Source organism: Amycolatopsis sp. NPDC043889 (assembly GCF_056435645.1).
On record NZ_JBWKEC010000015.1, the window covers coordinates 190,590 to 212,412 of the forward strand.

The 21,823-nt window shown below is 69.5% G+C and carries 21 protein-coding genes and 1 pseudogene; 10 read left to right on the forward strand and 12 right to left on the reverse strand.

All coding sequences use genetic code 11. From position 1 onward, the window contains the following. The first annotated feature begins 292 nt into the window (after positions 1 to 292). From mltG to AC0685_RS26125, 3 genes are all read left to right on the forward strand, one after another. Positions 293 to 1,738, forward strand: coding sequence for an endolytic transglycosylase MltG (mltG, locus tag AC0685_RS26115; protein WP_478227909.1), 1,446 nt, complete (start codon positions 293 to 295; stop codon positions 1,736 to 1,738). A 13-nt stretch (positions 1,739 to 1,751) separates the two neighbouring features. Beyond that, positions 1,752 to 2,582 carry a shikimate dehydrogenase gene (locus AC0685_RS26120; RefSeq protein WP_478227931.1) on the forward strand — a complete coding sequence of 277 codons (831 nt, stop codon included), beginning with the start codon at positions 1,752 to 1,754 and terminating at the stop codon, positions 2,580 to 2,582. Between the two features lie 364 nt (positions 2,583 to 2,946). Beyond that, positions 2,947 to 4,215, forward strand: a complete 1,269-nt coding sequence (locus tag AC0685_RS26125) for a GrpB family protein (RefSeq protein WP_478227910.1) — start codon at positions 2,947 to 2,949, stop codon at positions 4,213 to 4,215. A gap of 105 nt (positions 4,216 to 4,320) precedes the next feature. Here AC0685_RS26125 and AC0685_RS26130 read toward each other — a convergent pair whose 3' ends face one another. Beyond that, positions 4,321 to 5,001 (reverse strand): TetR/AcrR family transcriptional regulator, encoded by a 681-nt coding sequence (locus AC0685_RS26130; protein WP_478227911.1) that lies wholly within the window; start codon positions 4,999 to 5,001, stop codon positions 4,321 to 4,323. A 17-nt stretch (positions 5,002 to 5,018) separates the two neighbouring features. Continuing rightward, positions 5,019 to 5,441, reverse strand: coding sequence for a hypothetical protein (locus AC0685_RS26135; RefSeq protein ID WP_478227912.1), 423 nt, complete (start codon positions 5,439 to 5,441; stop codon positions 5,019 to 5,021). Between the two features lie 139 nt (positions 5,442 to 5,580). On the opposite strand from AC0685_RS26135, the gene AC0685_RS26140 reads away from it, so the two are divergent. After that, entirely contained in the window at positions 5,581 to 6,780 is a 1,200-nt protein-coding gene (locus tag AC0685_RS26140) for an endonuclease/exonuclease/phosphatase family protein (RefSeq protein WP_478227913.1), read from the forward strand. A gap of 3 nt (positions 6,781 to 6,783) precedes the next feature. Here the strand turns inward: AC0685_RS26140 and AC0685_RS26145 are convergent, their stop codons facing one another. Then, positions 6,784 to 7,413, reverse strand: coding sequence for a maleylpyruvate isomerase family mycothiol-dependent enzyme (locus tag AC0685_RS26145; RefSeq protein ID WP_478227914.1), 630 nt, complete (start codon positions 7,411 to 7,413; stop codon positions 6,784 to 6,786). 236 nt (positions 7,414 to 7,649) lie between these two features. Between AC0685_RS26145 and AC0685_RS26150 the strand changes: the two genes are divergently transcribed. Then, a complete protein-coding gene (locus AC0685_RS26150; protein WP_478227915.1) occupies positions 7,650 to 8,591 on the forward strand; it encodes a D-2-hydroxyacid dehydrogenase family protein in 942 nt (313 codons plus the stop codon). On the opposite strand, the gene AC0685_RS26155 is transcribed toward AC0685_RS26150, so the two are convergent. The 8 genes from AC0685_RS26155 to AC0685_RS26190 form a co-directional block, all read right to left on the reverse strand. Next, positions 8,581 to 10,971, reverse strand: coding sequence for an AMP-binding protein (locus AC0685_RS26155; RefSeq protein WP_478227916.1), 2,391 nt, complete (start codon positions 10,969 to 10,971; stop codon positions 8,581 to 8,583). The two genes, AC0685_RS26150 and AC0685_RS26155, sit on opposite strands and share 11 nt — an antisense overlap. After that, complete coding sequence (locus tag AC0685_RS26160; protein WP_478227917.1) at positions 10,968 to 11,984, reverse strand: ABC transporter ATP-binding protein; 1,017 nt, start codon at positions 11,982 to 11,984, stop codon at positions 10,968 to 10,970. The genes AC0685_RS26155 and AC0685_RS26160 overlap by 4 nt, the downstream gene beginning before the upstream one ends. Further along, the gene (locus AC0685_RS26165) at positions 11,981 to 13,420 is read right to left on the reverse strand and encodes an ABC transporter permease (protein WP_478227918.1); all 1,440 of its coding nucleotides are present in this window, start codon (positions 13,418 to 13,420) and stop codon (positions 11,981 to 11,983) included. Before AC0685_RS26165 ends, AC0685_RS26160 begins: the two co-directional genes overlap by 4 nt. Positions 13,421 to 13,482: 62 nt before the next feature. Beyond that, positions 13,483 to 14,502, reverse strand: a complete 1,020-nt coding sequence (locus AC0685_RS26170; RefSeq protein ID WP_478227919.1) for an iron ABC transporter substrate-binding protein — start codon at positions 14,500 to 14,502, stop codon at positions 13,483 to 13,485. A gap of 479 nt (positions 14,503 to 14,981) precedes the next feature. Beyond that, on the reverse strand, positions 14,982 to 15,806 hold the full coding sequence (locus tag AC0685_RS26175; RefSeq protein WP_340683156.1) for a serine hydrolase domain-containing protein: 825 nt from the start codon (positions 15,804 to 15,806) through the stop codon (positions 14,982 to 14,984). Positions 15,807 to 16,042: 236 nt separating this feature from the next. Then, positions 16,043 to 16,309 carry an HPr family phosphocarrier protein gene (locus AC0685_RS26180; RefSeq protein ID WP_007031200.1) on the reverse strand — a complete coding sequence of 89 codons (267 nt, stop codon included), beginning with the start codon at positions 16,307 to 16,309 and terminating at the stop codon, positions 16,043 to 16,045. A 40-nt stretch (positions 16,310 to 16,349) separates the two neighbouring features. Then, positions 16,350 to 17,606: a PTS transporter subunit EIIC gene (locus tag AC0685_RS26185; protein ID WP_340683155.1), complete on the reverse strand. Its 1,257-nt coding sequence runs from the start codon at positions 17,604 to 17,606 to the stop codon at positions 16,350 to 16,352. Further along, a complete protein-coding gene (locus tag AC0685_RS26190; RefSeq protein ID WP_478227920.1) occupies positions 17,603 to 18,391 on the reverse strand; it encodes a GntR family transcriptional regulator in 789 nt (262 codons plus the stop codon). Before AC0685_RS26190 ends, AC0685_RS26185 begins: the two co-directional genes overlap by 4 nt. 224 nt (positions 18,392 to 18,615) lie before the next feature. Here AC0685_RS26190 and AC0685_RS26195 point away from each other — a divergent pair. Further along, positions 18,616 to 18,861, forward strand: a pseudogene (locus AC0685_RS26195) (PTS sugar transporter subunit IIB); the annotation flags it as partial. Beyond that, entirely contained in the window at positions 18,858 to 19,313 is a 456-nt protein-coding gene (locus tag AC0685_RS26200; protein WP_016333082.1) for a PTS sugar transporter subunit IIA, read from the forward strand. The pseudogene AC0685_RS26195 and the gene AC0685_RS26200, both read left to right, overlap by 4 nt. A gap of 65 nt (positions 19,314 to 19,378) precedes the next feature. Here AC0685_RS26200 and AC0685_RS26205 read toward each other — a convergent pair whose 3' ends face one another. Next, entirely contained in the window at positions 19,379 to 19,822 is a 444-nt protein-coding gene (locus AC0685_RS26205; RefSeq protein WP_478227921.1) for a QcrA and Rieske domain-containing protein, read from the reverse strand. 131 nt (positions 19,823 to 19,953) lie between these two features. Between AC0685_RS26205 and AC0685_RS26210 the strand changes: the two genes are divergently transcribed. The 3 genes from AC0685_RS26210 to AC0685_RS26220 are packed head-to-tail and all read left to right on the forward strand — an operon-like array spanning position 19,954 to position 21,457. Then, positions 19,954 to 20,322, forward strand: coding sequence for a hypothetical protein (locus AC0685_RS26210; RefSeq protein WP_478227922.1), 369 nt, complete (start codon positions 19,954 to 19,956; stop codon positions 20,320 to 20,322). Beyond that, the gene (locus AC0685_RS26215) at positions 20,319 to 20,831 is read left to right on the forward strand and encodes a sigma-70 family RNA polymerase sigma factor (protein WP_125675061.1); all 513 of its coding nucleotides are present in this window, start codon (positions 20,319 to 20,321) and stop codon (positions 20,829 to 20,831) included. The genes AC0685_RS26210 and AC0685_RS26215 overlap by 4 nt, the downstream gene beginning before the upstream one ends. Next, positions 20,828 to 21,457 carry an anti-sigma factor family protein gene (locus tag AC0685_RS26220; protein WP_478227923.1) on the forward strand — a complete coding sequence of 210 codons (630 nt, stop codon included), beginning with the start codon at positions 20,828 to 20,830 and terminating at the stop codon, positions 21,455 to 21,457. The genes AC0685_RS26215 and AC0685_RS26220 overlap by 4 nt, the downstream gene beginning before the upstream one ends. Positions 21,458 to 21,823 lie beyond the last annotated feature (366 nt).

Sequence of the window (21,823 nt, forward strand, 5' to 3'; positions counted from 1 at the left end):
GCGGGAGCCTGAGGAGGCCAGCCCGCCACCGGCCCCGCCGCGTCGACGGCCCGAACCCCAGCCGACGGGACGACGGCACGTCCGGCAGGAACCGCCCGAGCCGCCCGTACGGCGTCCGGCGGAGGAACCGCCGCGTGCCCGCCGGTCGCCGGAAGAGCCGCCGCGTGCCCGGCGCGCCGCCGACGAGCCGCAGCGTCCGGGCCCACCGAGGCGGGCCCCGGAACCCGCGGTCCCGCCACCGCCCCCCGCGCCGCAGCGGCGGTTCCCCCAGCCGGGTGACCGGAGTCTTGGCATGCCCGCCTATGCCCAGGACGAGGCCCCCCGCCCAGGCCGCCGCAGGCGCCGCGAGGACGACGGCCCGCTCCCGGACGAGCGGCCGACCGACATCCTCCCCGCGATCCAGGAAGCGCCGATCGCCCGGCGTCCCGGCGCGGCTCCTTCTTCGCCGCCCCAAGGAAGCGAAGAGGAATACAACGAGATCTTCGGTGACGACGAGTACGACGACTATGACGAGTACGACGACTACGAGGATTACGAGGACTTCGAAGACGAAGACCGGGCCGAGCCCGAACGCATCGAGGACGAGCGTCCGGAACGACAGGAGCCGCCGCCCAAGAAACGCAAGAAGAAGCGCGCGCTGGGCTGGATCGCCGCGCTGACCGTGCTCGTCCTGCTCGCCGGTGGCGCCTACTACGGCTTCACCGAGATCTTCGGTTACGACGACTACGAAGGCACCGGCGAGAGCGACGTCCTCGTCCAGGTGGAGAAGGGCGACTCGACGTCGGCGATCGGCAACCGGCTGCAGGCGGCCGGGGTGGTCGCCAGCGGCAAGGCGTTCGTGAAGGCGGGCGAGGACAACACCGCCGTCTCGCGGCTCCAGCAGGGCTACTACGTCATGAAGACGAAGATGTCCGGTGCCAGCGCGGTCGAGAAGATGATCGCGCCCGCGTCGAAGGTCGGCCAGGTCGAGATCCGGCCGTACACCCAGTTCCACGACATCACCCAGCCCGACGGCAAGGTGACCCCTGGCGTGTATTCGTTGCTGTCCAAGGCTTCCTGCGCGGACCTGAACGGAACGAGCACCTGCCTCCCGGTCGAGGAACTGCGCAAGACGATCGAGACGGCGGATCTGGCGAAACTGGGCGTCCCGTCGTGGGCCGTCGAGTCCGCCACGAAGGCCGAGCACAAGGACCGGCGGCTCGAAGGGCTGATCGCCCCGGGTATCTACAACGTCAAGCCCGGATGGTCGGCCGAAGAGCTGCTCACGTTCGTCGTGAAGACCTCGGCGGAGCGCATCCTGAACGCCGGGCTGAGCGATCAGTCGAAGGGGCAGGGCAAGACCCCCTACGAGACGCTCATCATCGCGTCGATCATCGAACGCGAGGCGGTGAAGGCCGACTTCGGGAAGATCTCGCGGGTCATCTACAACCGGCTCGACGAGAAGATGCGGCTCGAGATGGACTCGACGATCAACTACGTCCTCGACCGGCCGACCCTGCTCACCAAACCCGAGGAACGGGAAAAAGCGGGCGCGTACAACACGTACAAATCGGTCGGCCTGACCCCGACGCCGATCGCGGTCCCGAGCGCGGAGGCGATCCAGGCCGCGTTGAAGCCGGCGGCGGGGGAGTGGCTGTTCTTCGTCAAATGCGAGAAGAACGGGCTCTCCTGCTTCGCGGTGACCTTCGAGGACCACAGGAAGAACCGAGATGACGCGGTGAGGCGTGGTGTCATCTGAGCGCAAGGCCGCGATCCTCGGGAAACCGGTCGAACACTCGCTCTCGCCCGTGCTGCACGGCGCCGCGTTCCGCGCGCTGGGGCTGGACGGCTGGACCTACGAGCGGGTCGAGATGGACGGTCCCGGGCTGCCCGCGTTCGTCGACGGTCTCGGCCCGGAGTGGGCCGGGCTTTCGGTGACCATGCCCGGGAAACGGGCCGCGCTGGAGCACGCCGACGAGGTGACGCCGCGTGCGGCGGCCGTCGGCGCGGCGAACACGCTGGTGCGCGGGGAAACCGGTTGGCTCGCCGACTGCACCGACGTCGACGGGGTCACCGAAGCGCTGCGAATCGCGGGGGAGTACTCGCCCGGCACGGACGACGCGGCCGTCGTCCTCGGCGCGGGCGGGACCGCCGCCGCGGCCGTCGTCGGGCTGGCGTCGCTCGGCGTGCGGACGGTGCGGCTCGTCGTGCGGGATCCCGCACGGGCGACCGAAACGGTCGAGGCGGCCCAGCGGGCCGGGCTCGACGCCGAGGTCCTCCGCTGGGCGGACGCCGACTTCGGGAAACTCGCGGCGGCTTCGGCGGTGCTGGTGAACACCGTGCCCCCGGACGTCGTCCGGCCACATCTGGCGGAGCTGGCCCGCATCGGGTGCGTCCTCGACGTCATCTACCACCCTTGGCCGACCGCGCTCGCCGAAGCCGTAGCCGAGCGGGGAGGGCGGCTCGCGACCGGCTTGGACATGTTGCTGCATCAGGCTTTCGGGCAGTCCGAGTACTTCACCGGGCAGCCGGCGCCGCGGGCCGAGATGCGGGACGCGTTGCGCGAGGCGACCGGCGGGATCCTTTCTCTGCCGATCGGCTGAGCGGACCACGGGAGGCCAGGTCGCACGGCTCACCGGTCCGTGAAGGCCTCCTTGCCTACCCTGAGGGTAGTGAAGGAGGCCTTCACGGACCGGTGAGCGTTCCCTCACTGCCGTCCGGAACCCTCCTTCAGTGAAAGCGCCTGACAAGATCGCCCAGGTTCGATAATCTGGCCGACTGCCTCGAGAGGGGTGTCGCGGCAACCTTGGTGGACCACCGCGCGCCCCTGGCCGAATGGCCCCGCTATCTCGGCGGCAGGGCGCTCTTGATGGGGGACGGGACGTCTGATTCCTATTCGCGCCCTGGCGACGTGATCGCGGTCGCGCGCAGCCTCGCGAGGAGTGTTGAGGAAGGAACAAGGGGTCAATGCCTAAACCCGATCGAGACGACTACACCGAAGAAGACATCAACGACTCGTGGGTCGATCAGGCTCCGGTGCTGAATTCCACCGTCACGCTGGCCGAATACGACCCGGAGTGGCCCGAGCTGTTCGACCGGGAAGCGAAGCGCATCAGGGGGATCCTGGGGGAGCGCGCGCTGGTCCTGGAACACGTCGGCTCCACGTCGGTGCCGGGGCTCTGCGCGAAACCGATCATCGACATCATGCTGATCGTCGCCGATTCGGACGACGAAGACGCCTACGTGCCGCAGTTGGAGGCCGAGGGCTACAAGCTCGTCATCCGCGAGCCGGAGTGGGAGAAGCACCGCTGCTTCAAAGGCCCGGACACCAACATCAACCTGCACGTCTACTCGCCGGACAACGGCCAGGCCGAGCGCTACCGGCTCTTCCGCGACCGCCTGATCGCGCACGACGACGAACTGAAGCTCTACGAGGACAGGAAACGCGAACTGGCGTCGCGCACCTGGAAGTACATCCAGCAGTACGCCGACGCCAAGACCGAGGTGATCGACGAGATCATCGAACGGGCGCGCGCGGCCCAGTACGACGGGTTCGCGCGTCTCTACGCGGCGCATGCCGAAACCAGCAGCACCAACGCCCTCTACGACCGGCCCGCCATCGTGGACCTGGCCGGGGACGTGGCGGGCAAACGGGTGCTGGACGTCGGCAGCGCGGCCGGTCACCTCAGCGCCTTGCTCGCCGCGAAGGGCGCGGACGTCCTCGGCGTCGACGCCAGTGAAGGCATGGTCGCCATCGCCAGGGAGAAGTTCGGGGACGTCGCTCGATTCGAGATGGCGGACGTTTCGCGGCCGATGTCCTTTTTGGAGGACGCCTCGATCGACGTCATCACGGCGTCGCTGGTGCTGCATTACCTGAAGGACTGGGCGCCGGCGCTGGCGGAGTTCCGGCGGGTGCTCAAACCGGGCGGGCTCCTGGTGTTCTCGGTGCACCATCCCGGCGAGGACTGGCGCTGGTTCGACAAGCGGAACTACTTCCGGCTCGAACTGCTGGAAGACGAGTTCCCGCCGGGGCAGAAGGTCCGGTTCTATCGGCGGCCGCTGAGCTGGACGTTCGACGCGGTACGGGACGCCGGCTTCGCGGTCGACAGGCTGGTCGAGCCGATGCCGCAGGAGACGGCCGCCGAATCGGACCCGCGGTGGTACGCGAAGCTGCGGACCGAACCCCGGTTCCTGTACTTCCGAACCGTCCGGGAACCAGCCACGGCCCGCATTTAGTCCTCTAAATGCGAAAGTCCGTGAAGGCCTCCTTCCCTACTCTCAAGGTAGGGAAGGAGGCCTTCACGGAATCGTGCGGGGCACCGGAGCCCCGCAAGTAGGTGACTAATCGCGCGGGGGAGCGGCATCGTCCGGCTTCGAGAGGTCCCGGATCAGCGAAACGATCTCCCGGCTCACCGGCCGCAGCACCCGTAGCCGCGAGAGTCCCACCAGCCGCGCGATCAGCGGGACCGTCCGTTCCACCAGGATCCGGCTGCGTTTCTGGCCGCGCGAGCGGTCGTGGACCCAGAACAGCACGACGCCCATCTGGTACAGCCACAGCAGATCGGGCAGGTCGCCGCGCAGGTCCGGGTCGAGTTTGACGTCGGAGTCGGCGATGACGTCGCGCATCAGGCCGACGGAGGCGTCCCGTGCGGGTGAAGACTCCTCGCTGAACGGGCTCAGCGGTGAGTCCGGGTCGGCGGCGTTGACGAAGAGCTGCTTGCCGAAGCGGTGGTACGGCTCGGCGACGTCGAGCCAGGTGAGCAGGACGGTCCTGAGCCGGGCACTGAAGTCCCGCTCACCTTCGATCGACTCGCGCGCGCTCGTCAGGTGCGCGTTGGCGATCTCGTCGTAGAAACCTTGGATCAACTGGTCTTTCGAGGCGAAGTAGTAGTAGGCGTTTCCGACCGACACGCCCGCTTCGGCGGCGATGGCCCGCATGGTCGTGCGGTCGTAGCCGTTCTCGGCGAACAACCGCAACGCGGTCGCCACGATCAGTGACTTGGTTTCCTCACTCTTCGCCACCACTGCACGGTATCCGGTCAGGGCGCGGGGTGTGGAGCGGGCGCCGGGTAGCCGGGGTAGGGCGGCGGCACCGGCGCCGGCCGCGCGGTGGCGTGGTTGAGGTGCTTGCGCCGGATGCCGTTGAACACCAGCACGTTCCCGACGTGCATCACGCCGAGCACGAGCGCCACGGTGCCGACCTTGACCGACAGCATCTCGAAGACGTCGCGCGCGTCGAGGACGGTGTCGTCACTGGTCAGGAACAGGGTCACGAAACCCAGGCTCACCAGGTAGAACCCGGCGACGAGCAACTGGTTGACCGAATGCGCCAGTGCTTGTTCGTCCTGGAAGACGTCTTCCAGGAACGTCTTGCCGTGTCTGCTCAGCGTGCGGGCGACCAGCACGGTCAGGGGGACGGTGATGGCCAGGTAGAGCGCGTAGGCCACGACTACGGGTTGCATGGGGACCTCCTTTTGAACGTGTTCAAGAAGAACGGTAGCCCAGATTTTGAACGCGTTCAAGAGACGCTGTTCATCTGAAGCTCACCCGTGCGGCCGCGCGGAGTGCGTAAGGTCGCACCGGACTCTGGGAGGTAAGACCGTGAAACGCATCGCCGCCGTGCTCACATCGGGCGCCTTGCTGGCCGGGACGCTGCTGGCCGCCGCACCGGCGGAAGCCACCGTCGGGCAGAACATCCGCTTCGCGACGTACAACGCTTCGCTCAACCGCGGAGCCGCCGGTCAGCTGGTGACCGATCTGTCGCAGCCGGGCAACGCGCAGGCCGGCGAAGTCGCCGAGGTGATCCAGCGCAACCGGCCGGACGTGCTCCTGATCAACGAGTTCGACTACGTGCCCGGCAACCGCGCCGCGGACCTGTTCCGCGAGAACTACCTCGCGCGCGGCCAGAACGGCGCGGCGCCGATCGACTACCCGTACGCGTTCACCGCGCCGTCGAACACCGGTGTCGCGACCGGTTTCGACCTCGACCGCGACGGCCAGGTCGGCGGCGGCAACGACGCGCACGGCTTCGGCCTCTTCGAGGGCCAGTACGGCATGCTCGTGCTGTCCAAGTACCCGATCGACACCAAGAACGCGCGGACCTTCCAGAAGTTCCTCTGGAAGGACATGCCGGGCGCGCTGCTCCCGGACGACCCGGCCACCGGGGCGCCGAACGACTGGTACTCGCCGCAGGCGCTCGACGTGCTGCGCCTGTCGTCGAAGTCCCATTGGGACATTCCGATCCGAGCCGGCCGCTCGACCGTGCACTTCCTGGCCTCGCACCCGACGCCGCCCACCTTCGACGGCCCCGAAGACCGCAACGGCACCCGTAACCACGACGAGATCCGCTTCTGGGCGGACTACGTGACCCCGGGCAAGGGCCGCTACATCCACGACGACAACGGCCGCCGCGGCGGGCTGGGCGCGCACGAGAAGTTCGTCATCGCCGGCGACCAGAACTCCGACCCGCTCGACGGCGACAGCGTTCCCGGCGCCATCTCGCGTCTGCTGAACGCCCCGCGCGTCATCGAAACCCGGCCGGGCAGTGAAGGCGGCGTGCGGGCCGCGCAGGATCAGGCAGGCGCCAACATCGGCCAGAAGGGCGACCCGTACTTCGACACCGGCGACTTCAACGACAACGCGCCGGGGAACCTGCGGATCGACTACGTCCTGCCGTCGAAGGGCCTGTTCCCCTGGCGTGCCGAGGTCTTCTGGCCGCTGCCCGATTCACCGCTGGCCCGGCTCAACGACGCTTCGGACCACCACCTGGTGCGCGTCGACGTGTTAGTCCCGCGCCGGTAGGCCTCACCGGGCGCCGAGCAGCGCGACGCCCGGTCCGGTGAGCGTGGCCAGCCCGGTGCTTCGCCCGCTCACCGACAGGAGCAGGTCGACGAGCGGGCCCCGTACCTCTTCGGTGCCCGCTCCGCCGGCCCATTCGGCGTCGGTGGCGATCAGCCTGAGGTCCCGGCAGCGTTTCTTGGCGCCCCAGAACGGGCTGACGAGAAGGTGCTCCAGAGCCGCGATCGCCGGCTTCTCCGGCATGGGCCGGTCGATGCCGAGCGGGCGGGCGACGTCCTGGCCGTGGATGAGGACGTCGGCGAGCGGGTCGACCGGTTTGGCGCCGGGCGAGCGGCGGGCCGATCCGGCGTCCTCGCGGATCTGGGCGACGAGTTCGGCCGGGGTGAACCGCGCGGCGTAGGCGACGGCCTGGTCGACGTTCATCCGGTCCCAGTTCCCCTTGGCCTTCACTATGCCGACGAGGGTGTCCTTGAGCCGGTTCCTGGTGGTCTGCGCGAGATGGCCCGCCATCGCGTGGACCGTCCACTCCGTACACAGGGTCTTCGCCGACCAGTCCCGCTCAGTGAGGCTCTCCAGCAAATCCGCGAAGCTCAGTCGTTCGGCCTCGGTCCAGGCCAGGATCTCGCCCTCGTGCATACCTGCTCCTCGTCTCCGGTCATCGTCGTCCGAGCGCCTTGACCGCTCTCGATCCGCGAGACGATCGCCTCGCGACGACCCGCGGCCCCGCGCGCTCCAGCAGGGGACGGACTCTTCGGTCATCACACGGAGGAATTCCTCGCTCGTCCCCGGCTTCAGCCGGTAGGGTGCGGAAACTCCAGGATCACGGTGGCCTCCCCAGGCATGGCTTCGGCGCCGACTCTAGCCTGGGGAGCATGAAGATCGCGATTCTCGACGACTACCAGGAAGTGGCGCTCGGCTTCGGGGACTGGGACTCCCTCGACGCGGAGATCGAGGTGTTCACGAAGCCGTTCGCGGACCCCGCCGACGTGGTCGCCCGCCTCCGTGACTTCGAGGTCGTGGTCGCGATGCGCGAGCGCACCCGCTTCCCCGCCGAAGTCCTCGACCGGCTGCCCGCGCTCAAGCTGCTGGTGAGCACCGGCCACCGCAACGCCGCGATCGACGTGGCCGCCGCCCGGCGCAACGGCGTGGTCGTCTGCTCCACCGGGTACATCGCGGCCCCGGCGGCCGAGCACACCTGGGCGCTGATCCTCGCCGCCGCGCGGAACGTGCCGGTGGAGTCGCGGAACATGCGCGAGGGCGGCTGGCAGACCACCGTCGGCACGATCCTGTCCGGCAAGACCCTCGGACTGCTCGGGCTCGGCAGGCTCGGCGCCGGCGCGGCCAAGATCGGGCAGGCGTTCGGCATGGAGACCATCGCCTGGAGCCAGAACCTGACCCAGGAGAAGGCCGGCCCCCACGGTGTCACGGCGGTGTCGAAGGACGAACTGTTCGCCCGCGCGGACGTCCTTTCGGTCCACCTGGTGCTCAGCGACCGAAGCCGCGGGCTGGTCGGTGAGGCCGAACTCGCCGCGATGAAGCCGACGGCGATGCTGGTCAACACCTCGCGCGGCCCGATCGTGGACGAAGTCGCGCTGGTGGACGCCTTGCGCCGCAAGGAGATCGCGGTCGCCGCGCTGGACGTGTACGACGTCGAGCCGCTGCCCGCGGAGCATCCGCTACGGACGCTGGACAACGTCGTGCTCACCCCGCACATCGGCTACGTCACCCGTGAGGCCTACGAGATCTTCTACCGCGACGCGGTCGAGGACATCGCGGCCTTCCAGGCGGGCTCACCGATCCGGGTCATGGAGTGAGCCTGCGCGTGGCGAGCTGCACGGCCCACCACACGGCCGTGCCCGCCGCCACGCTGAGCACCAGCACGAGTGGTGCCGGAAGGTGTGGGAGCAGGGCGGGGAAGACCGTCCAGTGCGTCAGATAGATGTAGAGCGACGCGCTCGCGACCAGCCCGAGGACGCCGACCGCCGCCCTCGGCACCGGGACATGGACCTGGAGCAGCACCAGCACCAGCCCGCCCAGCACCACGGCCTCCCACAACGGGTCGCCGACCATCCCCGGGACCAGCAGGAAACCGAACGCCGGCACGATCGCCCGCTGCGTGCCCGTCCGCGCCTTGTGGGCCAGCCATCCGAGCGCGAAGAACCAGACCGTGCCGAGCGTCGTCCAGTGCAGTTCGGGGAACGACGGCGCCTCGCCGAGGCTCACCCGGAGCAGGAGACCGGCGCCGAGCGCCACCAAGGCCGTGGCGAATCCGTGTTCCCGCTCGGCGCGACGCACGGCCGGGATCGCGAACACCAGTGACAACGCCAGGAACGCGTGCACGAGGACCTCGACGAACCAGTACCCGTAGGCGCCGGTGAGGGTGAAGTTGTTGATCAGCAGCACGTTCGTCCACGACACGTCGTCGGTGACGGCGAGCCGGTAGCCGAGCCAGGCGATCGCGGGCACGGCGATGGGGAGCGCCGCGCGGGCGATCCGTGACGCCGGGCCGGGCAGCACGAACCGGGCGAAGTTCCAGCCCGCCACGATGAGCAGCAGATGCGCCCCGCCGTGGACGGTGAACAACTCCATGTGCGTGCTCACGATGAGGATGATCGCCAGCGCGCGCAGGAGGACGTTGGTCTCCAGCGTCGCCCACCGCGAGGGTCTCGTGCGCAGGCGCTCGAGTGCCGAGACCGGCATGGCCGGCCAGTCGTCGGGAAGCCGTCCGAGCACGCGTTCCAGCGCGATCGACATCCTGACGTAGGAGAGCGAATCACCGCCGAGCCCGACGAAGGTCGCGTCGCCGGGAATGTCCCGGCGGCCGAAGACGGTGGCGAACGCCCGGCGCACGGAACCCGGTTCCGCCTCGTCCGGTTCCCCCGCGGCGGCGATCGCCGGATAGTCGGGCTTTCCGTTGGGCAGCAAGGGGAATTCACGCATGCGGCGGACGACGACGCTCGACGGTGGCAAACCGAACCGGGTGCGGACGAGGGCGGTAGCCCGTTCGGAGGGCCGGTGGACGGCGATCACCACCCGCGTGTCGTCGCCCGCGCATACCGCCTCGATCCCGGCCTCGGCGAGGACGCGTTCCACCCGGTCGAGGTCGACGCGCAGCCCGAACGGCTTGACGAACCGGCTCTTGCGGCCGGTCACCTCGTACAGCCCGGCGGAGTTCCGCCTGGCGAGATCGCCCGTCGGGAGTTCGTGGACGGTCCGGCCGAGGGCCAGGTCCGCGGTGGTGTGCGCGTAACCGAGCATCACGTTGGGGCCGCGATAGATCAGCTCGCCGTCTTCGGCGAGGCCGAAATCGCCGCCCCGGACGGGCACGCCGATCGCGGCGGGGTGGGCGGCCGCCAGGTCCGGCGGCAGATAGGCCATCCGCGCGGTGGCCTCGGTCTGGCCGTACATCACAAAGAACCGCCAGCCGCGCCGCCGTCCGAGTTCGGCGTACTCGGTCACCTTCGCGGGATCGAGCCGTCCGCCCGCCTGCGTGACGTAGCGGAGATCGGGGAGGTCGAGCCGATCGAACCCGACCTGGTCGAGCAGGGCGAAAGTGTGCGGGACGCCGTGCAGGCTCGTCGCGCGCCGCTCCTTCACCAGCGTCCAGAACGCGGGCTCGAGGACCGAGTGTTCGGTCAGCAGCAGGCACGCGCCGCGCAGGAGGTTGCTGTTCACCACGGAAAGCCCGTAGCAGTACGGCAACGGCAGCGAGGCGACGGCGCGGTCGGTGGCCCGGATTTCGAGGTACTCGGCGATGGCCGAGGCATTGGCCCGCAGGCCGTCGGCGGACAGGCGCACCAGCTTGGGGGAACCGGTCGACCCCGAGGTCGAAAGCAGCAGCGCCAGTTCGGGATGCAGATCGTGTGCGGTACCCGGCCGCCGCTCGGTCAGGACGCCGTCGATGACGACGTCCGGGTCGTAACTTTCGGTCAGCGCGCCCGCCTGGCCACGGGGGACCAGCAGCACCGGATGCCCGCCGCGGAGCGCCGCCAGGTAGGCGACCAGGGAGCCGGTGTCGTTGGCGGCGGCCAGCAGGACCAGCCTGCGCACCGGGCCGAGCCGATCGGCCACAGTGGACACTCGCTGGTCCAGTTCCCGGTAGCTCAGCGCGGAGCCGTCCGGGGCGACCAGCGCGGTCCGGTCGCCGTGGACCGCCAGATCGCCGAGGAAGCCGAGGTCGGCGGCCCTGGTCATGCCGGTTTCCCGGCGAAGAACAGGGCGGGGCCGGACACGCGCACGCGAACCCCGTCACCACGGGAAACCCCGAGCGGACCTTGGACGCGTTGGCGCACCTGCCCACCGTCGGCGAGCCGCAGCAGCACCGTCGCGTCGTGCCCGTGGAACAGGACATCCTCCACGGTGGCCGGTACGCCGTCGGCGTCCACGTGCAGTTGTTCCGGGCGCAGCAGGACGGTGCCGGTCCCGCTGCCCTGGACGGGAAGCCTGCCCAGGGGCGTGTCCACCGTCCCGTTTTCCGCGTCACCGGGAAAAGTGACCGCCTCGCCGACGAAGAGCGCGACCCCGAGATCGGCGGGCCTGCCGTAGATCTCTTGCGGTGTCCCGAGTTGCGCGACGACACCGCCACGCAGCACCGCGACCAGGTCGGCCATGCCGAGCGCCTCCTCCTGGTCGTGCGTCACGAGCAACGCCGTCGCGCCGAACGCGCGCAGCGCCGCGCGGACGTCCACGCGGAGTTCTTCGCGCAGACTCGCGTCGAGCGAGGAGAACGGCTCGTCCATCAGCACGACACCCGGTCGTGGCGCGAGCGCGCGGGCGAGCGCGACCCGGCGTTGCTGCCCACCGGACAGCTCACCGGGTTTCCTTGCCTCGTAACCGGAAAGCCCGACCAGATCGAGGAGCTCGCCGATCCGGCCGTCGCGTCGTCCGGCGCGCGACAACCCGAAACCCACGTTGCCCGCGACGCTCAGATGCGGGAATAGCGCGCCTTCCTGCGGCACGATCCCGATGCCGCGGCGTTCCGGCGGCACGTGCGTGGATCCGCCGGCGAGCAGCCTGCCGCCGAGGCGCACCTCGCCGTCACGGACCGGATGGAACCCGGCGAGCACCCGCAGCAGAGTCGTCTTCCCGCAGCCGGACGGCCCGAGCACCGCCACGAGCCCGCCTTCGGGAACCCGCAGATCCAGCCCGCGCAGTACCGGTTCCGGTCCGTACCCGGCGATCAGGCCCTTCACGTCCAAGCCGCTCATCGCGTCACTCCTCGCAGAAACCGGTCGAGGACGACGGCCGGGATGGCCGCCACCACCAGCAGGACCGCCGCGTAGGGCGCGGCCGCGGCGTAGGCGCCGATCTCGGTCTTCGTCCACAGTTCGGTGGCCAGCGTGTCCACCCCGGTCGGCCGGAGCAGCAGGGTCGCGGGCAGTTCCTTGGCGCAGGTGAGGAAGACGAGCGCCGCGCCCGCCGAGATGCCCGGAGCGGCCAGCGGCACGGTCACCAGCAGCCGCGTGGCCGTGCGGCCCTTCCCGAGCGACCGCGACATGTCCTCCAGCACCGGTGGGGCATGCGCGACGGCGGTCCGCACGGCGCTCACCGCCAGCGGAAGGAAGAGCACCGCGTAGGCGAAGGCCAGCATCGACGTCGTCTGATAGAGCTCCGGCAGCACGCGGATCCCGAAGAACACCAGCGCGAGCCCGACCGTGATACCCGGCAGGGCGTGCCCGGCGAAGCTCGCCAGTTCCATCCCGCGGACGAGCGGTCCCCGGTGCCGCGCCGCGAGGATGCCGACCGGCAGGGCGAACAAAACGGTGAGGAGCGCGCCGGAGGCCGCCACCGCCACGGTGTTCCCGGTCGTCGAGAGCAGGTTGCCGCCCGCCGCCGAACTGCCCGCGACCAGCCACCGGACGAGGCTCGCCACCGGCACGCCGAGGGCGAGCAGGAGTACCACCGCCGTCCCGGTCACCGCCGGGATCTTCGCCCCGCCGAGGGGAACGCGGACGGGCTCGCGTTCCCCTCGGCCGCCGGCCGCGCCTCGCGCGCGCCGTTCGCCGATGGTCAGCAGGATCGCGAGGACGACCAGGACGCAGCCGAGGATGGCGGCGGGCGTCCGGTCGAAGGTCCCGCGATAGCTGGTGTAGATGCCGAGGGTGAACGCCTCGAACCGCATCAGCGACACCGCGCCGAAGTCACTCAGCACGTACAGCGCGACCAGGAGTCCGCCCGCGGTGGCCGCGGGCCGGATCTGCCGCAGGGTCACCGAGAAGAACGTCCGCGTGCTCGTACGGCCCAGCGACCGCGCGACCTCTTCGACCGCCGGGTCCGCGGTGCGCAGCGCCGCCGCGACGGGAAGCAGGACGTACGGGTACGACACCAGCGTCAGCACCAGGAACGCGCCCCAGAACCCGGTCAGCCCAGGGGCCAGCGCCAGCCACGTGAACCCGGCGACGTACGACGGCACGGCCAGCGGCAGTACCAGGAGGATCCCGGCGAACCGGCGCCCCGGCAGGTCGCTGCGCACGACGAGCCAGGCGGAGAGCACGCCGAGCACCAGGCAGGCCGCGGTGACCGCGGTCGCGAGCGCGACGCTGCGCACGGCGAGATCGAAGGTGCGGGACCGCCACAGGACACGCCACACCTCGCCCGCCCCGTGGTCGAACGAGCGGACCGCGAGGTAGCCGAGCGGCGTCACCGCCGCGGCCGCGACCAGCGCACCGAGCGTCGTCAGTGCGGGGGCGGCTCGGAAGACGCCTTTCAGGACAGGCCCGTTTCCTGAAGCAGCGCGACGGTCTGCTGCAGCGACGACAGCCGCGAGAGATCGATGTCGGGGCCGTGCAGCCCGGTGAGCGGCGGCAACTGGTGCTTCGACGACTTCACCGCCGGAACGACCGGATATTCCGCGGTGACGTCGGCGAAATGCCGTTGCGCCTCCTCGGAGAGCAGGAACCGGACGGCCTTCAGCGCGGCGTCCCCCCGGTCGCTCCCTTCCACGACACCGGCCCCGGCGACGTTCACCAGTCCGAGAGGGTCGCCGCCGTGGACGTAGTGCAGCTTCGCCCGCACCGCGCCGGCGCCTGCCTCGGCGACCTTGGCGTGCCAGTAGTAGTGGTTGATCAACCCGGCGGGCAGCTGGCCGTCGTTGACGGCGTTGAGGATCGCGACGTTGTTGTCGAACCGCTTCGGTTCGTTCGCGGCGAACCTGCGCAGCCAGTCGCGGGCGAAGTCCTCGCCCTTGAGGACCCGCACCGAGGTCACGAACGCCTGCCAGGAGCCGTTGGTCGGGGCGAACCCCAGCCTGCCCTTCCACTTCGGGTCGACGATGTCGTCGAGGCTCTTCGGCAGCTCCGCTTCGGTGACGGCGCGCGGGTCGTAGGCGACGACCCGGACCCGGGCCGAGGTAGCGACCCAGCGGCCGTCGTCGGCGCGGTAGCCGGCGGGTACGAGGCCGAGGACCTCGGCGGGGAGCGGGGAGAGCCTGCCCTGGCCGGCGACCGCGCCGAGCGCGCCCGCGTCCTGCGCGAAGAAGACGTCCGCTTGGGTGCGCTCACCCTCTTCGAGCAGCTGCGCGGCCATCTCCCCGCTGCCGCCGTAGCGCACCTCGACCGGGGTCCCGGTGGCCTGCTTCAGCCGGTCGAGAAGCCCGCCGACCAGCTCCTTGTTGCGTCCGGAGTAGATCACCAGCGCGTCGGATTCCTCCGCGCTGTCGCAGGCGACGACAGAGGTCGTCAGCAACGCCGCGACGAACAGAACCACAGCTATCCGGCCCACAGCCACGGGGCCCTCCTTCGGTCAGCCCCCACGGTTGTGCCGCGGCTAAGGTAAAGCTCACCTAAGGGGCTGGCAAGGCATCGTGGCCGTTAAGTGATGCAACCTCGGTCACGTCACTCATTCGAGTGGTAACCGGGTTTCCTGTGGGTTCTTGCCCAGCTCAGCTGCGGGGCGCCGAAAAGGGACGGGACGGAGCTGTCTGCCCGCTTCGGTACCGGTGCCCGTGCCCGCCTGAAGTACATGAAGGTCGAGTTCCCTCGGCTGAGCCGAGGGAAGGGGGCCTTCACACGCGGCCGCTGTGCCTGCTGTGGTCGCTGGTGTACCTGGGACGAGAGCGGCGACCCTGAAGGTCCGTGAAGGCCTCCTTCACTACCTTCAGGGTAGGCAAGGAGGCCTTCACGGACACATGATCAGCCGCGGCCAAATCCAGCAGACACCCTTGGCCCTGACCCGAATCGCCACTCGCGACCCGCCGGGCCACCTGGTCACCCGCCACGTTTACCCAGCTCGGCCAGCACGGCGTCGGTGTAGGGCGGCCACACCTCGGCCGCCCACGGGCCGAAAGCCCGGTCGGTGAGCGCGACGCAGGCGGCACCGGCATCGGGATCGACCCAGAGGAACGTGCCGGACTGCCCGAAGTGACCGAAGGTCCGCGGCGAACTCGACGAGCCGGTCCAATGTGGACTCTTGTGGTCGCGGATTTCGAATCCGAGCCCCCAGTCGTTCGGCTTCTGGTGGCCGAAGCCGGGCAGGACGCCGGAAAGCCCGGGGAAGACCACGGAAGTCGCCTCGCGCACCGTTTCGGCGGCGATGAGCTTCGGTGCCTGCAGTTCGGCGGCGAACGCCACCAGATCGTCCACAGTGGACTCGGCGCCCGAAGCGGGGGAGCCGGTCAGCTTGGTCGCCTTCATGCCCAGCGGCTGGAAGAGCGCCTCCGCCTGATAATCGGCGAAGGGGATGCCGGAATGCTCGGCGAGCGCGTCGGCGAGCTGTTCGAAGCCGGCGTTGGAGTACAGGCGCCGGTTGCCCGGCGCGGTCATCGGCTTGTGCTCGTTGAAGGCCAGGCCCGAGGTGTGCGCGAGCAGATGCCGGATCGTGGAGCCCTCCGGCCCGGCGGGGGTGTCGAGTTCGACGACGCCCTCTTCGATCGCGATCAACGCGGCGTAGGCGGTGAGCGGCTTGGTCACCGACGCGAGCCGGTACACCTTCTTCGTGTCGCCGTGCGTGCCCAGCACGTCACCGGCGGCGGTCACCACGGCCGTGGCGGCGTTGTCCACCGGCCACTGTTCGATCCCACGCACGCTTTCCATGCCCAACACCCTACGAAGCCCGGGCCGGTCGGGGCGGCCCGGGCTTCGCAGGATCCTGTCGGCGGAGCTGAAGGTGCACCTGTAGAGGTGACCGTACGCGTGAACCCGCCCGGCCGAAGGGCCCCGCTATCGCGGTGGCAGGGCGCCCAGTCCGCATCTGTGACGTGGATGACCGGATGGCGCCCTGCCGACGTCGATCGCGGTCGCGGGTTCACCACGGACACGCAGCGGTCGGATCAGGCGTCGAGGTCGGTCGCCACCAGCTCGGCGATGGCGTCGACGGCCGCCTCGGCCCCCTCACCCTCGGCACTGATGATGACCTCGTCGCCGTAACCGGCGGCGAGCGTCATCAGGTTCAGCACGCTGCCGGCCGCGACCGGGTCACCGCCCGCCTTGGCGATGTGCACCGCGACGGGCTGCGCCGCGGCCGCCTTGGCGACCGTCGCCGCGGGCCTGGCGTGCAGGCCCACCTTGCTGGCCACGGTGACGCGTTTCTCCGGCATGTTCTTTCCCTTTCGTGCCTTCGGTTCTGCTGAGCTGAAACTACTTGACGGGCTTCGCCGCGGTGGCTTCGAGATCGGCCTCGATCGCGTCGTCCTCGCGGCCGGGGGTCCGCAGGTTCCACTTCTTGATCACGAAACGGAAGATCACGTAGTAGACGACCGCGTAGGCGAGACCGATCGGGATGAGCAGCCAGACGTTGCCGCTCGCCGCCGGGAGGGAGCTGTTGAGCGCGAAGTCGATCGCACCGGCGGAGAAGCCGAAGCCGAGGTGGATGTCGAGCGCGTTCACCAGTGCCATCGACGTACCGGTCAGGATCGCGTGGATCAGGTACAGCGGCCACGCGACGAACATGAACGAGAACTCGATCGGCTCGGTGATACCGGTCAGGAACGAGGTCAGCGCGCCGGCGATCATCACACCGCCGACGATCTTCTTCTGGCTGGGCTTCGCGCTCTGCCAGATCGCCAGCGCCGCGGCGGGGATGGCGAACATGAAGATCGGGAAGAACCCGGTCATGAACGTGCCGCGGGTGGGGTCACCCTTGAAGAACTCGGTCAGGTCGCCACCGTCGAAGATGAACCAGACCGGCACGTTCAGCAGCTGGTGCAGACCGACCGGGATCAGCAGCCGGTTCAGCACACCGTAGATGCCGCCACCGACGACCGGTGCGCCCGTGACCGCCTCGCCCGCGGCCTGGATGCCTTCGTTGACCCAGTGGAAGACCAGGCCGAAGGGCACCGCGAGGAGCATCAGCGTCAGGGCGGTGATGATCGGCACGAACCGGCGCCCGCCGAAGAAGGCCAGGTACGGCGGCAGTTTGATGCGGTAGAACTTCTGCCACAGCAAGGCGGTGACCAGACCGACGATCACACCGGCCAGCACACTGTAGGACCACTTCATCGGGTTGAGCATCAGGCCGGCGGGCTTCTCGGGGTTCCAGCCCGGCAGCTCGGAGAACGGCGTGAACACCTGGAGGACGCTGGTGAACACGAAGAAGCCGACCACGGCGGCCAGCGCGGTCGCGCCGTCGCTCTTCCGGGCGAAGCCGACGGCGATACCCACCGCGAACAGGAGCGGCAGCCAGTTGAACAGCGAGTTGCCTGCCGCGCCGAGGACTTCGGCGACCTTGTCCCAGCCGAGGCCGTCCTTGCCGAGCAGGTCGGGTTGGCCGAACCTGTTCAGGAGCGCGGCGGCGGGCAGGGCGGCGATGGGGAGCATGAGGCTGCGGCCGAAGCGCTGAAGCCCGGCCAGTCCCTTGCCTTTGCCCTTCGCCCCCTCCGCGGTGGTGGAGCTCATCGGGTACCTCCGTAGTGAGGATGATGACCGGAATCCGGGGTGTTCCGGTCCAGCTGCATGGTGACCTGGTAGTGATCGCCCCGGTACCAGGAAGTCATGTCTTCGATCGGTTCCCCGTTGACGCTGGAGACCCGGCGGAAGACAAGAAGCGGACTGCCGGCGCGCATGCCGAGCAGGCGTGCCGTTTCGCGGTCCGCGGATTCGGCCCAGACCGTCTGCCACGCGTGGTCCGGGCGCAGGTCGTACGACTGGGCGAGTTGGACGTACAACGATCGGGTGAGATCGAGGTCGAGCAGACCGGGCATCCGGCCCGCGTGATACCAGCCGCGTTCGACCGCCAGCGGCACCCCGTCGGCACGGCGGAGCCGGACGATGCGGTGTGCCGGAGTTCCGGCGGCCAGACCGAGCGCGTGCGCCGAGGGGACGGGCGGGACCTCGGTGGCGGTCTTGACGACCTCCGTGGTCGGGGTCATCCCGCGACGGCGCATGTCCTCGGTGAAGGACATCAGGTAGAGCTGCAGTTCCATCCGCCTCGCGGCGGTGAACGTCCCCTTGCCGCGCACCCGCGACAAGAGCCCTTCTTCGACCAGCTTGCCGATCGCCGAGCGGACCGTGAGTCTCGACACCTGGTAGGTCTCGGCGAGGTCACGTTCCGAGGGGATAGGAGAGCCGGGGGGTAGCTCACGCTCCACCGTGCGGCGCAGAATCTCCCGCAGCTGGGCGTGCTTGGGCGTCGGTCCGTTGATCACACGGTCGGACGGCGGCAGCTGCGCCGAAGCGCTCATGACGGTCACCGTCCTTTCGGGCCGGTCGGTCGGGGAACCCGTACTCGCATCTGGTCCGGAAGATTGGTACGTTCCGGTCTAGACCAATGATCCGATGGGGCAGGATGCTCCGTCGCACGAGCGGGTGTCAACCACCGTTACGCGTTCGTGGCCAGGGATCACGTGCGAGTCGGCGAACGGCGTAGTACAGCTGGTTCGCATGTGGGAAACCGACAGGGAACAGGGAGACCGCGATGGCGGATGACAGGGCGGAAAAGATCCTCGCGGGGCTCGGCGGTGCCGAGAACGTCATCGAGGTCGAGGGGTGCATCACCCGGCTCCGCTGTGAGCTCGAAGACATGAGCCTGCTCGACGAGGCGGCGCTGAAGGCCGCCGGTGCGATGGGCGTCGTGCGCATGGGGGCCGGTGTCCAGGTCATCGTGGGCCCCGAGGCCGACAACATCGCCAGCGACATCGAGGATCTGCTGTGAGTCTCGAGATCCTCAGCCCGGTGAGCGGTAAGACGACCGCTATGACCGAAGTGCCCGATCCGGTCTTCGCGCAGGCGATGGTCGGCCCCGGCATCGCGGTCCTGCCCTCGGGCGGACGCCAGGACGCGGTCGCCCCGGTGGACGGGACGGTCGTGACCCTGCACCCGCACGCGTTCGTGGTGGCCACCGAAGACGGCCGCGGCGTGCTGGTCCACCTGGGGATCGACACCGTGAAGCAGAAGGGCGAGGGGTTCACCCTCCACGTCGTCAAGGGCGAGGCCGTCCGCGCCGGGCAGCCGGTGGTCGGCTGGGACCCCGACGCGGTCAAGGCCGCCGGCTACTCGCCGATCGTGCCCGTGGTGGCGCTGGACGCGAAGGCGGAAGTCCTTTCCGGGCTGCTCACCGGTGGCGACGTCGAGGCAGGCGACCCGATTTTCACCTGGGACAGCTGAAAGCTTGCCGAAAGGGTCCCTTTAGGACGGAATTCCCGTCCTAAAGGGACCCTTTCCGCGTTTTCTCAGGCCGTGACGACCTGGCCGTTCGTGACCTTGACCGCGATCGAGGGCAGCGGCTGGTCCGCCGGTCCCTTTTTGACCGCGCCGGTCACGGCGTCGAAGATCGAGTTGTGGCAGGGACATTTCAGCTCCGCGCCCTCGGGCACGACCGCGCACCCCTGGTGCGTGCAGATCGCGCTGAACGCGGCCGCCGTGCCTTCGGCGGTCCTGGTGACGATGACGTCCTTGCCGTCGGCGGTCTTGGCGGCCTTCGCCTTGCCGACCTCGATGTCGGAGAGCGCGGTCAGGGTCTCACCCGGCGCGGCGGCGGGCGGTGCGGCGGTCGAACCGGACGGCGGGTTGCTGTCGCTTCCGCAGGCCGTGAGGGCCACGGCACCGATGGCCGCGCCGGCGACGGCGGCCCCGGTGGTCAGGACGGTGCGGCGGGAGTGGAGTTCGGCAGTCATGCCCCTACACACGGTCCAGACGGCCATCCGGTTCAATTTCGGCGGCCATCGGGAGCGAGATTGAACCGCGAGGCCCGTTTTTCCGTGTTCAAAGGCATAGAGGAACCGAACACGCGGAAAGAGATACGGACATGATCCGGTGGTTGTTGCGGGCGGTGGTGGCGGCGGGCCTCCTCGGCTCGGCGTGGGTGCATTACGTCGTATGGCAGGACTGGGCCTCGGAAACGGATGTGGTCGGCCCGCTCTTTCTGGTGAACGTGGTGGCGGGCGTGGTCATCGCGGTCGCCGTCCTGGTCTGGCGCCACTGGCTTCCCGCGCTCGCGGCCATCGGTTTCGGCTTGGCGACACTGGGCGCGTACGTGCTCTCGCTGACCACAGGGTTCTTCGGCGTCTCGGAACGCTTCACCACCCAGGCCGAGCTGTGGGGCCTGATCACCGAAGTGGCTTGCGTGGTCTTCGCGCTCCCGCTGCTCCTGAACCGGGAAAGCACGGATCGGTGAAGGAATTCGCGGAGGACCGGCTGATGCGGGCTTTGCACGACGAGCACGCGGCGGCACTGTGGTCCTACGCGCTGCACCTCACCAGCGGCGACCGGGTCCGCGCGGAGGACGTCGTCCAGGAGACGCTGCTGCGGGCCTGGCGCAACGCCAAGGTGCTGGACCAGTCCGAAGGGTCGGCGCGGGGCTGGCTGTTCACCGTCGCGAGACGGATCGCCATCGACGACTGGCGCGCTTCCGAGGCCCATCCCGAGGTGGTGACCGGCCAACCACCCGAAACGGCGGTCACCGACGGCACCGAACGGGCCGTCCAGGGCTGGCTGGTCGCCGAAGCCCTCGGCGAACTGTCGCCGAGACATCGGGACGTCCTCGTCTTGTGCTATTTCCAGGGTTACTCCGTCGCCGACGCCGCGAAACGGCTGGGTGTGGCCGAAGGGACGATCAAGTCGCGGACGCACTACGCGTTGCGGGCGCTGCGGCTGATATTGGAGGAAAGAGGGGTGACTCAATGACCGACCCCTTCGCCACCTACGACGCGGCCTACGTGCTCGGGGCGTTGTCCCCGGAAGACCGGTCCGCCTACGAGAAACACCTTCGCGTCTGCGACCGGTGCGCGGAATCCGTGCGCGACCTGGCCGGGATCCCCGGACTGCTCGCCCAGGCCGGTGCCCCGGCGCTGCTGGAGGACGAACCGGCGCCCTCGCCGGACCTGCTGCCGACCGTGCTCAAACGGGTCCGCCGGGGAAGGCGGATCCAACGGGCCATCACCACGACCGCGGCCGGGGCGGCCGTGGCCGCCGGTGTCGCGCTCGTGGTCGTCCTGACCGGGCCGGTCGTGGCGGCAGGCGACCCGATGACCCCGCTCGGCGACTACCCGGTGACCGCCGAAGTCGCCATGTCCGCCACGGAGACCGGCACGAAGGTCGACATGACCTGCAGCTACGGCGGCAACCGCAGCGGGGACTACATCCTGGTCGCCGTCGGCGCCGACGGTGGCACCAGCGAGCTGGCGTCCTGGCGCGCGATGCCCAAGGACACCGCGCATATCGTGGTCGGCACCGCGATGCGCACCGGGGACATCAAGGCGCTGGAGATCCGCACGCCCTCGGGTCTCCCGCTGCTGCGTATGACCCCCTGATCCCGGTGTCAGGACAGGCCTTCGGTGCCGGACGCGAGGCGGATTGCCTTCGGTCGCGGAAAACTTTCGGGGTCTGTGGCGCATCGGTTGCTGCTGGTGGCCCGTGACCACAGTGACGCCGCCGGGCAAGGCCGTCCGCGCGAGCCGAACCCACCACGGAGCCCGGACACTTCCTCGACTGTCCACAAGGGACTATTCCTGGGGTGACAGTGCCCGATTTGAGGCATTTGCGAGAGTCTGGATAGGGGTCGTGGGGGGGGAAAAAGGGGGGGAACCCCCCTCCCACCCCCCCCCCCCACCCCACACCCCCCCCCGCACCCAAACCCTATCCCCCCGCGGGGGGAAACGTCCCACTGCGAAAACCAA

What these genes read in the sequence shown, in the direction of transcription:
- mltG (WP_478227909.1), top strand. Translation starts at nt 293, where the DNA reads ATGCCCGCCTATGCCCAGGACGAGGCCCCCCGCCCAGGCCGCCGCAGG.
- AC0685_RS26125 (WP_478227910.1), top strand. Translation starts at nt 2,947, where the DNA reads ATGCCTAAACCCGATCGAGACGACTACACCGAAGAAGACATCAACGAC.
- AC0685_RS26135 (WP_478227912.1), bottom strand. Translation starts at nt 5,441, where the DNA reads ATGCAACCCGTAGTCGTGGCCTACGCGCTCTACCTGGCCATCACCGTC.
- AC0685_RS26145 (WP_478227914.1), bottom strand. Translation starts at nt 7,413, where the DNA reads ATGCACGAGGGCGAGATCCTGGCCTGGACCGAGGCCGAACGACTGAGC.
- AC0685_RS26150 (WP_478227915.1), top strand. Translation starts at nt 7,650, where the DNA reads ATGAAGATCGCGATTCTCGACGACTACCAGGAAGTGGCGCTCGGCTTC.
- AC0685_RS26155 (WP_478227916.1), bottom strand. Translation starts at nt 10,971, where the DNA reads ATGACCAGGGCCGCCGACCTCGGCTTCCTCGGCGATCTGGCGGTCCAC.
- AC0685_RS26160 (WP_478227917.1), bottom strand. Translation starts at nt 11,984, where the DNA reads ATGAGCGGCTTGGACGTGAAGGGCCTGATCGCCGGGTACGGACCGGAA.
- AC0685_RS26175 (WP_340683156.1), bottom strand. Translation starts at nt 15,806, where the DNA reads ATGGAAAGCGTGCGTGGGATCGAACAGTGGCCGGTGGACAACGCCGCC.
- AC0685_RS26180 (WP_007031200.1), bottom strand. Translation starts at nt 16,309, where the DNA reads ATGCCGGAGAAACGCGTCACCGTGGCCAGCAAGGTGGGCCTGCACGCC.
- AC0685_RS26185 (WP_340683155.1), bottom strand. Translation starts at nt 17,606, where the DNA reads ATGAGCTCCACCACCGCGGAGGGGGCGAAGGGCAAAGGCAAGGGACTG.
- AC0685_RS26190 (WP_478227920.1), bottom strand. Translation starts at nt 18,391, where the DNA reads ATGAGCGCTTCGGCGCAGCTGCCGCCGTCCGACCGTGTGATCAACGGA.
- AC0685_RS26205 (WP_478227921.1), bottom strand. Translation starts at nt 19,822, where the DNA reads ATGACTGCCGAACTCCACTCCCGCCGCACCGTCCTGACCACCGGGGCC.
- AC0685_RS26210 (WP_478227922.1), top strand. Translation starts at nt 19,954, where the DNA reads ATGATCCGGTGGTTGTTGCGGGCGGTGGTGGCGGCGGGCCTCCTCGGC.
- AC0685_RS26220 (WP_478227923.1), top strand. Translation starts at nt 20,828, where the DNA reads ATGACCGACCCCTTCGCCACCTACGACGCGGCCTACGTGCTCGGGGCG.